The sequence below is a fragment of the Stenotrophomonas sp. YJH_SMC_58 genome (genome assembly GCF_059369635.1).
In genome coordinates this window covers 101,635-113,503 of the sequence record NZ_JCAFSW010000008.1, presented here as the reverse complement: position 1 = coordinate 113,503, position 11,869 = coordinate 101,635, and the positions used below count along the sequence as shown (strand labels likewise).

The 11,869-nt window shown below is 69.3% G+C and carries 10 protein-coding genes; 9 read left to right on the top strand and 1 reads right to left on the bottom strand.

The window, feature by feature from the left end; all coding sequences use genetic code 11:
- Positions 1 to 26: 26 nt before the first annotated feature.
- The 9 genes from AC5P68_RS12210 (at position 27) to AC5P68_RS12170 (ending at position 9,676) form a co-directional block, all read left to right on the top strand.
- Positions 27 to 1,277: an NAD(P)/FAD-dependent oxidoreductase gene (locus AC5P68_RS12210; protein WP_032967071.1), complete on the top strand. Its 1,251-nt coding sequence runs from the start codon at positions 27 to 29 to the stop codon at positions 1,275 to 1,277.
- Positions 1,265 to 1,822 carry a DUF3261 domain-containing protein gene (locus AC5P68_RS12205; RefSeq protein WP_005414865.1) on the top strand — a complete coding sequence of 186 codons (558 nt, stop codon included), beginning with the start codon at positions 1,265 to 1,267 and terminating at the stop codon, positions 1,820 to 1,822. The genes AC5P68_RS12210 and AC5P68_RS12205 overlap by 13 nt, the downstream gene beginning before the upstream one ends.
- A complete protein-coding gene (locus AC5P68_RS12200) occupies positions 1,819 to 3,003 on the top strand; it encodes a beta-ketoacyl-[acyl-carrier-protein] synthase family protein (RefSeq protein ID WP_005414864.1) in 1,185 nt (394 codons plus the stop codon). The genes AC5P68_RS12205 and AC5P68_RS12200 overlap by 4 nt, the downstream gene beginning before the upstream one ends.
- Positions 3,000 to 3,455 (top strand): hotdog family protein, encoded by a 456-nt coding sequence (locus AC5P68_RS12195; RefSeq protein ID WP_005411597.1) that lies wholly within the window; start codon positions 3,000 to 3,002, stop codon positions 3,453 to 3,455. The genes AC5P68_RS12200 and AC5P68_RS12195 overlap by 4 nt, the downstream gene beginning before the upstream one ends.
- Complete coding sequence (locus AC5P68_RS12190; protein WP_005414863.1) at positions 3,452 to 4,183, top strand: 3-ketoacyl-ACP reductase FabG2; 732 nt, start codon at positions 3,452 to 3,454, stop codon at positions 4,181 to 4,183. The genes AC5P68_RS12195 and AC5P68_RS12190 overlap by 4 nt, the downstream gene beginning before the upstream one ends.
- Entirely contained in the window at positions 4,183 to 5,421 is a 1,239-nt protein-coding gene (locus tag AC5P68_RS12185) for a beta-ketoacyl-ACP synthase (RefSeq protein ID WP_495217073.1), read from the top strand. Before AC5P68_RS12190 ends, AC5P68_RS12185 begins: the two co-directional genes overlap by 1 nt.
- 62 nt (positions 5,422 to 5,483) lie before the next feature.
- The gene (locus tag AC5P68_RS12180) at positions 5,484 to 5,924 is read left to right on the top strand and encodes a hypothetical protein (protein WP_005411594.1); all 441 of its coding nucleotides are present in this window, start codon (positions 5,484 to 5,486) and stop codon (positions 5,922 to 5,924) included.
- Between the two features lie 160 nt (positions 5,925 to 6,084).
- Positions 6,085 to 6,345, top strand: a complete 261-nt coding sequence (locus AC5P68_RS12175) for a YcgL domain-containing protein (protein ID WP_005411593.1) — start codon at positions 6,085 to 6,087, stop codon at positions 6,343 to 6,345.
- Positions 6,338 to 9,676, top strand: a complete 3,339-nt coding sequence (locus AC5P68_RS12170; RefSeq protein WP_049433072.1) for an ankyrin repeat domain-containing protein — start codon at positions 6,338 to 6,340, stop codon at positions 9,674 to 9,676. Before AC5P68_RS12175 ends, AC5P68_RS12170 begins: the two co-directional genes overlap by 8 nt.
- Before the next feature lie 208 nt (positions 9,677 to 9,884).
- Here the strand turns inward: AC5P68_RS12170 and AC5P68_RS12165 are convergent, their stop codons facing one another.
- Complete coding sequence (locus AC5P68_RS12165) at positions 9,885 to 11,663, bottom strand: monovalent cation:proton antiporter-2 (CPA2) family protein (RefSeq protein ID WP_005411591.1); 1,779 nt, start codon at positions 11,661 to 11,663, stop codon at positions 9,885 to 9,887.
- Between the last annotated feature and the right edge of the window lie 206 nt (positions 11,664 to 11,869).

The following is an 11,869-nucleotide window of genomic DNA, read 5'->3' as shown; positions in this document are numbered from 1 at the left end:
CCTGATCGAGCAACAAGGACGCCCCGATGAGTACTGCTGTGGATGCTGTCGAACGCACTGAAATCCTGATCATCGGCGCAGGCCCGGCCGGCTCCGTGGCCGCGGCGATGCTGCGCCAGCAGGGCCGACAGGTGCTGATGCTGGAGCGCCAGCAGTTCCCGCGCTTCTCCATCGGCGAAAGCCTGCTGCCACAGAGCATGGAGTACATCGAAGCAGCCGGGCTGCTGCAGGATGTGGTCGAGGCTGGCTTCCAGTACAAGAACGGCGCGGCGTTCGTGCACGGTGAAGCGCGTACGGCCTTCGACTTCCGGAAGAAGTTCTCGCCGGGCTGGGGTACCACCTACCAGGTGCAGCGCGCCGACTTCGACAACGTGTTGGCACGCGGCGCCGAGCGCATGGGAACCACGCTGCGTTTCGGTGATGAAGTGCTGTCGGTCGAACCCGGTGAACAGCCTGCGGTGAGCGTGCGCCGCCCGGATGGCAGCGAATACCGCATCGAGGCCGATTTCATCCTCGACGCATCGGGCTTCGCGCGCCTGCTGCCGCGCCTGCTGCAGCTGGAATCGCCATCCAATTTCCCGGTGCGCGGCGCGATCTTCTGCCACGTGCGCGACAACATTCCGGCCGAAGCCGACTTCGACCGCAACAAGATCCTGATCACCACCCATCCCGAACACATCGACGTCTGGTACTGGACGATTCCATTCTCCAACGGCTGCTGCTCGCTGGGCGTGGTCGCCGAGCCGTCGTTCTTCGAGCGCTACGAAGGCGACGACCTGCAGAAGCTGCAGGCCATCGTCGGCGAGGACCCCAACCTGACCCGCCTGCTGGCCAATGCCGAATGGGCGGTGCTGCCGGTGCGCCGCATCACGGGTTACTCGGCCAATGTCAGCTCGCTGTGGGGCCCCGGCTACGCGTTGCTGGGCAACGCCGGCGAGTTCCTCGACCCGGTGTTCTCGTCCGGTGTGACCATTGCCTTCAAGTCCGCGCAGCTGGCCAGCGAGTGCCTCAAGCGCCGTTATGCCGGCCAAACCGTCGACTGGGAAGCTGAGTTCTCGATCCCGCTGCGCGCCGGCGTGAAGACCTTCCGCCGCTTCGTGGAAAGCTGGTACCAGGGCGGCTTCCAGAAGATCATCTACCACCCGCAGCAGCAGCCCGAAGTGCGCGACATGATCAGCTCCATCCTGGCCGGTTACGCCTGGGACACCAAGAATCCGTATGTGGCCGATGAAAGTGGTCGCCGCATGCGCGTGCTGGAGGAATTGTGCAGCGCCTGATCTTCCGTACTGCGGCCCTGCTGCTGTGCCTGCTGCTGGCCGCCTGTGCCGGGCGCATGCCCAAGCCCCAGGTGGAGCTGCCGCCGCTGCGGCTGTCGCCGGCCAGCCTGCCGGCGCCGCTGGCCCTGCAGCAGCAGCTGCATTTCCGCTTCGGCAGCCATGAGCGCGACCTCGACGCGCTGCTGGAGGCCGACGCGCAGCAGGTGCAGCTGGCGGTGCAGGCGATGGGCCAGACCGGCGTGCGCCTGCAGTGGGACGGCCAGCAGCTGACCCAGCAGCGCGCGCCGTGGCTGCCGCCGCAGGTACGTGCCGAGCGTGTGCTGGATGACCTGCAGTTCGCGCTGTGGCCGACCGCGGCCATCGCCGCCGCGCTGCCGGCCGACTGGCAGGTCAGCGACGACGGCCAGCAGCGCAGCCTGTCGCGCGATGGCACGGTGTGGCTGCAACTGCAGCGCCTGGACGATGGCAGCGTGCAGCTGGACAACCGTGCCGAAGGCTATGCGCTGCGCATCGAATCGATCGACATGGCCGGACAGGACCGATGAGTGCACCGATCTACCTGAACGACCTGGGCGTGGTCTGCGCGCTCGGCGATGGCCGCGCCGCTGTCGCGTCGGCGATGTTCGCCGACGTGCCGGGCGGGCTCAGTGACAACGACAGCCTGTTGCCGGGGCGCACCCTGGCGCTGGGAGAAGTACGCACGCCACTGCCGGCGCTGGAGGAACTGCCGGTGGCCCTGCGCGGGCGCAACAACGCCCTGCTGGACGTGGCACTGGCGCAGATCGCTCCGGCGGTGGCCGCCGCGATCACCCGCCATGGCGCCGAGCGCGTGGCGGTGGTGCTGGGCACCAGCACCTCGGGCATCGGTGAGTCCGAGCAGGCCCTGCGCACCCACGCCGAACAGGGCCAGTGGCCGCAGGGCTTCGATTACGCCCAGCAGGAAATGGGTACTGCCGCGCAGTTCGTGCGCCAGCGCAGCGGCGCTCAGGGGCCCGCGTGGACCCTGTCCACCGCCTGCTCGTCCAGTGCCAAGGCATTGATGTCGGCTGCACGCATGCTGCGAGCCGGTATCGTCGACGCCGTGATCGCAGGCGGTGCGGACTCGCTGTGCCGCTTCACCGTGGCCGGCTTCAGCGCGCTGGAATCGGTGTCGGCCCTGCGCTGCAATCCGTTCTCGCAGCACCGCTCCGGTATCAACATCGGCGAGGGCGCCGCGCTGTTCCTGCTCACCCGCGAGCCGGGTCCGGTGTGCCTGGCCGGGTGGGGCGAATCGGCCGACGCTCATCATATGTCCGCCCCCGATCCGCAGGGCCTGGGTGCCATCGATGCCCTGCAGCAGGCGCTGCAGCGCGCCGGCTGGGCGGCCGATGAAGTGGACTACGTGAACCTGCATGGCACCGCCACCGGGCACAACGATGCGATGGAAAGCCTGGCGGTTTCGCAGGTGCTGGGCAACGGCATTCGGGCCAGTTCGACCAAGCCCCTGACCGGCCATACGCTGGGTGCGTCAGGCGCGATCGAAGCTGCATTGTGCTGGATCGTGCTGGCCGAGAACCCGCAGCAGCAGCTGCCACCGCACTGGTGGGACGGCGTGGCAGACCCCGCGCTGCCGGCACTGCCGCTGGTCGCACCAGCTACCCGCCTGGCGCAGGCACCGCGGCGGGTGCTGAGCAATTCGTTCGCCTTCGGCGGCAGCAATGCCGTGCTGGCGCTTGAGCGTCGATGAACATGCTGTATGCAATTGAAGAGGTGGTACCGCACCGCCAGGACATGTGCCTGCTGGAGCGCATCACGCACTGGGACCAGGACACCATCGAGGCGGAACTGGTGGTGCCCGAGGCCGGCCTGTTCGTGGAAAACCACGAAGTGCCGGCCTGGGTGGGTATCGAATACATGGCACAGGCCATCGCGGCCTGGGCCGGCTGCCGTGCGCGTGCAGCGGGCAAGCCACCGCAGCTGGGCTTCCTGCTCGGCAGCCGCCGCTACAACAGCGCGCGCTGCAGCTTCCCCAGCGGCTCGCGGCTGCGCGTACAGGCGCGCTGCGAGCTGTTGGGTGACAATGGATTGGGGATGTTCGCCTGCCGCATCCTGGCGGGCGAGGACGAATGGGCGACAGCCAACGTGTCGGTGTTCGAACCGGCCGATGCGATGGCCTATCTGGAGAGTGGACAGGCATGACAGGGAATCGAAGCGTGCTGGTGACCGGCGCCAGCCGGGGCATCGGCCGGGCCATCGCGCTGCGCATCGCGCGCGATGGCTTCGACGTGGTGGTGCATTGCCGCAGCCGCCTGGATGAGGCACAGGCCGTGGTGGCCGAGATCCACGCGTTGGGCCAGCAGGCCCGCGTACTGATGTTCGACGTGGCCGACCGTGAGGCCGCACGCGCCGCGCTGGAGGCAGATGTCGAAGCGCACGGCGCGTACTACGGCGTGGTCTGCAATGCCGGCATCGCCCGTGATGGCGCCTTCCCGGCACTGTCGGCGGAGGATTGGGACCAGGTCATCCACACCAACCTGGATGGCTTCTACAACGTGCTGCATCCGCTGATCATGCCGATGGTGCGGCGGCGCAAGCCGGGCCGCATCGTTACCCTGTCGTCGGTGTCCGGACTGGCCGGCAACCGCGGGCAGGTCAATTACAGTGCCGCCAAGGCCGGCATCATCGGTGCCACCAAGGCCCTGGCGCTGGAACTGGCCAGCCGCCAGATCACCGTCAACTGCGTGGCCCCGGGCCTGATCGAGACCGAAATGCTCAACGATGAAGTGATCGAACACGCGCTCAAGCTGATTCCCGCCGGCCGCGTCGGCCGTCCCGACGAAGTGGCGGCCACGGTGGCGTTCCTGCTGTCCGAACCGGCCGGCTACATCACCCGCCAGGTGATCTCGGTGAACGGAGGCATGCTCTGATGGCCACCGATCGTCGCGTCGTGGTGACCGGTGCGTCCGCGATCAGTCCGCTCGGCCATGACTGGCCGACCATCGAGGCGCATCTGCGCAGCTGCCGCAACGCGGTGCGCGCGATGCCCGAGTGGGATGTCTATGCCGGGCTGAACACCAAGCTGGCTGCGCCGGCGCTGGACTTCGCGCTGCCGCCGAACTACAACCGCAAGACCACCCGCTCCATGGGCAAGGTCGCGATCATGTCGGTGCGTGCCACCGAAGTGGCGCTGCGCGAAGCTGGCCTGCACGAGCACCCGGTGCTGCGCAGCGGTCGCACCGGCGTGGCCTATGGTTCCTCGTCGGGCAGCCACGAAGCCACCGGCGAGTTCGGGCGCATGCTCAACGAGTTCACCACCGAAGGCATCAGCGCCACCACCTACCTGAAGATGATGAGCCATACCGCGCCGGTCAACATCGGCGTGTTCTTCGGCCTGTCCGGGCGTGTCTACACCACCTCCAGCGCCTGCACCTCGGGCAGCCAGGGCGTGGGCGCGGCCTATGAAGCGATCCGCAGCGGCAAGCAGACGGTGATGGTCGCAGGTGGTGCCGAGCAGCTCGACGCTACCGCTGCGGCGGTGTTCGATACTCTGTTCGCCACCAGCGTGCGCAACGACGCGCCGCAGACCACGCCGCGCCCGTTCGATGCCGGCCGCGATGGCCTGGTGCTGGGCGAGGGTGCCTGCACGCTGATCCTGGAAGACCTGGAGCACGCGCAGGCGCGCGGTGCCACCATCCTTGCCGAGGTGGTCGGCTACGGCACCAACAGCGACGGCCAGCACGTCACCCAGCCCAGCGCCGACACCATGGCCCAGGCCATGCGCCTGGCGCTGGAGGATGCGGGCCTGGAGGCGGCGCAGATCGACTACGTCAACGCCCACGGCACCGCCACCGATCACGGCGACATCGCCGAGACCCAGGCCACCGCGCAGGTGTTCGGCAGCCGCGTACCGATCAGCTCGCTGAAGAGCTACGTCGGCCACATGCTCGGTGCCTGCGGTGCGTTCGAGGCCTGGCTGAGCATCGAGATGATGCGTGCCGGCTGGTTCGCCCCCACGCTGAACCTGGCCGAGGTTGACCCGCGCTGCGGCCAGCTCGACTTCATCACCGGGCAGGGCCGCGAATTGCAGGCCGAGTACGTGATGAGCAACAACTTCGCCTTCGGCGGCATCAACACCTCGCTGGTGTTCCGCCGCTGGAGCGAATGATCCACCGTCCCATCCCGCCTTTTTCCTCAACCCACCCGCACCCCCGACAAGGAGATGTTCCGATGCGCCGCACCCTGATGATCGCCACGGCCACTGCACTGCTGGCCCTGACCTCCACCGCCTCCGCCCGCGACACCCGCGTTGAGCAGTCCCTGCAGGAGCTGGTCACCTCGCAGGCCGCCCGGGACGCCGGCATCGACGGCAGCGTGCGCTTCTACCTGGCCGGCCAGCCGGTCAGCGTGCAGCAGCGCCTGGGCGAGGACGTGACCAACAAGAAGACCAACGCCGCCAACAAGAGCGATGCCGAGGCCTGCCGCTGGGTCGCGCTGTCTGCGCTGCGCGCACTGCAGGACGGCGCCAAGTCGCGCGGTGCCAACGCGGTGGTCGACATCGTCAGCTACTACAAGAAGAACGAGTTCAAGAGCAGCACCAACTACGAATGCTATGCCGGTACGATCCTCGCTGGCGTGGCGCTGAAGGGCACCTACGCCAAGGTCAAGTAAGCGACCGCAGGGCAGCGGCGTTGCCTGAACGCCGCCGCCACATTGCTGAACCCCGTCGGGGAAACGCCGTCGATCACGCCGCCATCGTCGGCCGACGGCTTTCCCCGGTGTCGGCTTTCCGACACAATCATGGCTCTTCCCGGGTTATCGTCCCGCGGACATGCACGCCTACGTCTATAAAAGCCAACTCAAGCCTGACACCTACGTCTACGTTCCCCGACGCGATGATTTCAGCGCGCTGCCTGCGCCGCTGCTCACCTCGCTGGGTGCGCTCACCTTCGTCCTGGACGTGGCCCTGGATGCCCAGCGTCGCCTGGCCCAGGCCGACCCGGACAAGGTTCGCAGTGACATGAGCGAGCGCGGGTTCTACCTGCAGGTGCCGCCGTCGGTGGCCAGCCTGATGCCGCGCCACTATGACTGACGTCTCCCGTCCGCGCGCCCTGTCGATCGCCTTCGCCGTGGGCGCCTTGCTGGCACTGGGTGCTGCCGTGGGCGGCGTTGCCGGTGCCATCCTCGCCGCCCTGGCGCAACCGGCGTTCGCGCTGGGCGTATCGTGGTGGCGGCGCAGCCGTGCGCTGCTGCCGCTGAAGGTGGTTGCACGCCAGGACCTGCCGGCGCTGCTGGCACTGTGGGCGGCCGCACCGCTGCTGCTGGCGCTGCTGCTGGCCTGGCCGCTGGCGGCGCTGCGTGACAGCGGCAGCCTTGCGGCGGTGCTGGGCCTGAGCGTGCTGGTCAGTGCCGGCCTGCTCGCTGCCTGGCGCACCTGGCCGTTGTGGAACGATGTCGAACGGCTTGATGGCCGCCTGGCCCATCATTGGCAGGCGCTGGCCGGTCGCGACCTGACCGCCTGGCGCGGTCTCGGCGTGGCGGCGCTGGTGATCGCGCTGGCCGCGCTGGTGGTGCTGCCGGCCTGGCCCGGACTGCTGCCGGAGAGCGCGCGCTGGCCCGCTGCGCTGGCCGTGGTGGTGGTGTCTCCCGTGCTGCACCTGCTGCTGCAGCGGGTCGCGCCGGCGCCGCTGGTGTCGTTGCGACCCAGCCCGATGGCGACGTCCTGCGCAGAACACGAACCGATGTTCGCTGCCGCGGCCGAGACCGCGCCGCTGGAGGCGATGGCACCGCAGGAGTTGACCCCGGCCCTGTATGAAGCCGCCCGCCACGGCCGCATCGACCGCGGCCTGCAGCTGCTGCAGGCCGGCGCCGATCCGTATGCGCTGCCCGACCCGAACTGGCGCGACCAGCGCAGCCTGGCGGTGCTGGCGGCGGTGCTGCCGGACCTGCGCCTGCTGCGCGAACTGATTGCCCGCGGCGTTGACGTGAACGCGCCGCACCGGGGCATGACCCCGCTGCTGGCCGCCACCCGCGACAGCTGGCATGGCCGCCCCGAAGCCGTGATGACCCTGCTCGCCAACGGTGCCGATTCGCGTGCCACCGACAGCGATGGCAACACCCCGCTGCACCATGCCGCGCGCAGTTCCGACCCAGGCGTGGCCGCGCTGCTGCGCGATGCCGCCGCCGAAGTCGATGCGCTGAACAACGAGGGCTGGTCGCCGCTGGCCGTGGCCTGCCAGGTCGGCAACTGGCGCCTGGCCCGCTTCCTGCTCGAACGCGGTGCGCGCAGCGAACCGGCAGAGGGCACTCCGGTGCTGCTGGCCGCCGCCGCCACCGAAGACGACGATCCGGCTGGCGTGCAGCTGCTGCTCAAGCACAAGGCGCGTGCCGACGCGCGTGATCGCCAGCGCCGCAGCGCGCTGCACGAGGCGGCGCTGGCCGGCCACGTTGAAATCATCGGCGTGCTGCTGGCCGCCGGTGCCAACCTGGAAGCACGCGATGCACTGGGGCGTACACCCTGGCTGGAAGCCGCCCGTGCCGGGCGTGCCGCGGTGGTCGAACACTTGCTGCCGCACAAGCCGGACCTGGTTGCCGTCGACGGCGAAGGGCGCAACGCAGTGCAGCTGGCGGTGATGGCAGAGGATGTCTCGCCGTTGCTGGTCAAGCGCCTGGTGGAGCTGGGCATCGCCGCCGACGCGACCGATCCGGTCGGTCGCCGTGCAGTGGACTACGCTGCCGAAGCCGGGCGCTGGGCGATTGTCGCCCTGCTGGATCCGTCCTATCCGTTGCCGGCCGCGGTCAGTGACGGCCTGGCCGAGCGTGGCGAAGCCGCCAGTGCCAGCGGCCTGCTGCCGGACCGTCCGCCGCTGACCCTGCTGCGCGAAGCGCTGGGCTTCGGCAACACCGAAGGCATGGCCGCGCTGGCCAAGCTGTGCCAGCCGGAAGAACTGGGCGGTCTGCTGCTCGACCCCGAGCTGGCGCTGGAGCCGCGCGCGGTGGATTGGCTGCTGGGCCACGGCGCCGACCCCTATGTGCGTGACGCCTGTTCCGATACGCCGATGTTCGCGTTGCTGTCGCGCGGCATTGATGCAGTGCCGGCGTTGCAGGTGATGTTGCAGCGTGGCTTGTCACCGGCCGGACGCGGTGGCCTGGCGCGCTTCCTGGCGGCCTGTGCGCAGCACGACCAGGCCGCCCGTGGCCTGGAACAGCTGGCGCTGGAATTGCTGGAGCGTGGCGCCGATCCGTTCGCGGCTTCGCCGGCTGGTGATCCGCCGTTGTCGCTGGCGGTGCGCCTGGGCTGGCTGCGCCTGCAGCAGGCGCTGCTCAAGGCGGGCGTCGATCGCGAAGCGCGCGACAGCCATGGCATGACGGCATTGCATCTGGCCACCGCATTGGCCCGCGAAGGCGCGCTGAAGCTGCTGGTGCAGCACGGTGCCTCGCCGGAAGCACGCGCCGCCGATGGCCAGACGCCGCTGGGCGTGGCGCTGTCGATTGGTCGCCGCGACCTGGCCGACTGGCTGGACTGGCGGGTGTGGCCGTTGCCGCGCCGCACCCTGCGCGAGTCCGATCTGCCGGCCGCCGCAATGGCCGGTGACGTCGACGCGGTGCGCCGCCTGATCGATCTGGGCTTCGCCGTCGATGCGGTTGATGCGCAGGGCTGCACCGCGCTGCTGCGCGCCGCCGGTGGTGGCCATCTGGCGGTGACCGACCTGTTGCTGGCGCGTGGCGCTGATCCGCAGCACGCAGCGGCCAGTGGTGCCACGCCGCTGTCGGCGGCGGTCAGCATGCGCCAGGTGGACATCGTCTCGGCCCTGCTCGACGCTGGCGCCAAGCTGGAACACCGCCTGCCGGGCGGAGTGACCGTGCTGATGCTGGCGTCCGCGCTGGGCCTGCCGGACATCGTTGCGCGCCTGCTCACCGCCGGTGCCGACGTGCACGCCGGTGATGCCCAGCAGCTGGGCCCACTGCACTGTGCCGCGCTGTATGGCTTCAGTGCCCGCGACCGCTCGCGCCTGCTCGCCCTGCTCGACACCCTGCTGCTGGCCGGTGCCGAACCGGACCAGGCCGCGGCTGGTTCGGTCACGCCGCTGCTGCTGCTGCTGGGCGCACGCGCCGAGCCCGGCACCGCCTGCGACGAACAGGTGGTGATGGCCGCAGTGGAACGCCTGCTGGACGAAGACGTGAGCCTTGAGGTGCGTGATCCGCGCGGCTTCGGACCGCTGCACCTCGCGGCCCTGCACGGCCTGCCGCTGCTGGTGCAGCGCCTGCTGCGCGCTGGTGCCGATCCGGAGGCGCGCGACAGCCTCAACCGCAGCCCGCGCGAGATCGCGGTGATGCGTGGCTTCATCGACGTGGCCGGCGAGTTCGAACCGCGCGTGCCGGGTGTCTCGTCGATGGCGCGGTTCCTGCGCGACAACGGTTGAGCACCGGGGTCGGATCCCTTTCCCACGGAAAGGGCTCTGACCCCGGCATCGCGTCATCCACGCATAGCGTGGATCCACTGCTGGAATCCGCAGTGGGTAGTGCCGGCCGCTGGCCGGCAGCCTCATGACACCCCGGGGACGCGAGATTGCCGGCCAGCGGCCGGCACTACTGCAATCCGTGGTGGGTGCCGACCGTTGGTCGGCACGCCTACTTGCCGTCGCTTTCCGCGTCGGCCTCGAACAGATGCATCAGGTCGTTGCGTGCGTCGCGCGAGGTCTGGATCACCGCTGCCTCGTCGTCGTACACCAGGTACTGGTCGCGCAGCAGCTGCTCATCGTGCTCGCGGAAGCGCTGCACGTGGCGCTCGGCCACGTCCGGTGCCACGCCCAGCGCGGTCAGCACGCGGCCGCTCATCTCCAGGCTGGTGCCGAACACTTCGCGGAACGGCTCGGCCGACATGTCCATCAGGCGCCACGCATGCTGGCGGTTGCGTGCACGCGCCAGCACCGTCGCGTCCGGGTACAGCCGGCGCACCATGCGCACCGCGCGCAGGTTGGTTTCCGGGTCATCCACGGTGATCACGAACACATCGATGTGCTCGCCCCCGGCCGCGCGCAGCATCTCCGGCCGGGTCGGGTCGCCGTAATACAGCTGGTTACCGAATCGGCGCAGGTCGGCCACGGTATCCGGGTTCGCCTCCAGCGCCACGAACGGCACCTTCTGCGCGGTCAGCAGGCGCGCGATCACCTGGCCGAAGCGGCCCATGCCGGCGATCAGCACCTTGGGCCGGTTGTCCGGCGCCACCTTGTCGGCCTCGGCCGGCTCGCGCGGAGTGGCTTTCTCCTGGCCGAGCAGTTTCAGCAGCGCGATCATCAACAGCGGCGTGATCGCCATCGACAGGCCGACGATCGCCACCAGCCGGTCGTGGTTGGCGTTGCCCAGCAGGTGCGCGCGCTGTGCCTCGTTGAACACCACGAAGGCGAACTCACCGCCCAGCCACAGGACGCTGCCCAGCAGCAGCGATTGCCGCGAGCTGAGCCGGGCGACACGTCCAACCGCGTAGAGCAGGCTGAACTTGACCACCAGCAGGATGCCGACACCTGCGGCGATCAGCCACGGCTCGGCGGCGATGCGGTCCAGGTCGATGCCCATGCCCACCGCGATGAAGAACAGGCCCAGCAGCAGCCCCTTGAACGGCTCGATCTGCGCTTCCAGCTCATGCCGGAACTCCGAATCGGACAGCAGCACGCCGGCCAGGAACGCGCCGAGGCTGGGGCTGAGGCCGGCTTCCTGCATGAACCAGGCGGTGCCCAGCACCACCAGCAGGGCGGTGGCAGTGAATACTTCCGGGCTGCGGGTGCGCGCAATGATGCTGAACACCTTGCGCAGCACCGGTCGTCCGCACAGGATCACCACCGCCAGCGCACCCAGCGCCACGGCCGCATCTTCCCAGCGCAGGGTCTCGTTCTTGACCCCGCCCAGCAGCGGGATGGCCGCCAGCAGCGGGATCGCGATCAGGTCCTGGAACAGCAGGATGGCAAAGCCCAACCGGCCGTGGTCGCTGTTGATCGCCTTGTGCTCGGACAGCAGCTGCAGGCCCACCGCCGTGGACGACAGCGCCAGTGCCACGCCCACCACCAGTGCGCTTTTCCACTGGAAATGGTCGAGCAGCAGCAGGCCGCCCAGCACCAGCCCGGACAGCGCCACCTGTGCCGCACCGGCGCCGAACACCGAGCGCCGCATCACCTTCAGGCGTGCCGGCGACAGCTCCAGGCCGATCACGAACAGCAGCATCACCACGCCGATCTCGGCGGCGCCGAGGATGCGGTCGGCGTCCTGCACGAAGCCCAGCCCGTCCGGGCCCAGCACCACACCGGCCGCCAGGTAGCCCAGCACCGCGCCGAAACCGAACTTCTTGAACACCGGCACGGCGATGACTGCCGCCAGCAGCAGCACCAGCGCCAGTTCCAGACCACCGCTATGCATGGGAATACCTGGTCATCGGGGGAGCCGCTGTGCGTCCGTTCGGGTGGGGGAAAAGCGTGGCGAACACCACCGCGCCATTATGCGCGCCGGCCTGTGTACGCACGAGAACAACCTGCGGGCAGGGTGCTGCCGCGGCGGGACCGGGTTGACCTGCATGGTCCACGGGTCCAGACTGCCCGCCGCTGGCGGCGCGTCCGTCGGCACAC

What these genes read in the sequence shown, in the direction of transcription:
- AC5P68_RS12210 (WP_032967071.1), top strand. Translation starts at nt 27, where the DNA reads ATGAGTACTGCTGTGGATGCTGTCGAACGCACTGAAATCCTGATCATC.
- AC5P68_RS12200 (WP_005414864.1), top strand. Translation starts at nt 1,819, where the DNA reads ATGAGTGCACCGATCTACCTGAACGACCTGGGCGTGGTCTGCGCGCTC.
- AC5P68_RS12195 (WP_005411597.1), top strand. Translation starts at nt 3,000, where the DNA reads ATGAACATGCTGTATGCAATTGAAGAGGTGGTACCGCACCGCCAGGAC.
- AC5P68_RS12190 (WP_005414863.1), top strand. Translation starts at nt 3,452, where the DNA reads ATGACAGGGAATCGAAGCGTGCTGGTGACCGGCGCCAGCCGGGGCATC.
- AC5P68_RS12185 (WP_495217073.1), top strand. Translation starts at nt 4,183, where the DNA reads ATGGCCACCGATCGTCGCGTCGTGGTGACCGGTGCGTCCGCGATCAGT.
- AC5P68_RS12180 (WP_005411594.1), top strand. Translation starts at nt 5,484, where the DNA reads ATGCGCCGCACCCTGATGATCGCCACGGCCACTGCACTGCTGGCCCTG.
- AC5P68_RS12175 (WP_005411593.1), top strand. Translation starts at nt 6,085, where the DNA reads ATGCACGCCTACGTCTATAAAAGCCAACTCAAGCCTGACACCTACGTC.
- AC5P68_RS12170 (WP_049433072.1), top strand. Translation starts at nt 6,338, where the DNA reads ATGACTGACGTCTCCCGTCCGCGCGCCCTGTCGATCGCCTTCGCCGTG.
- AC5P68_RS12165 (WP_005411591.1), bottom strand. Translation starts at nt 11,663, where the DNA reads ATGCATAGCGGTGGTCTGGAACTGGCGCTGGTGCTGCTGCTGGCGGCA.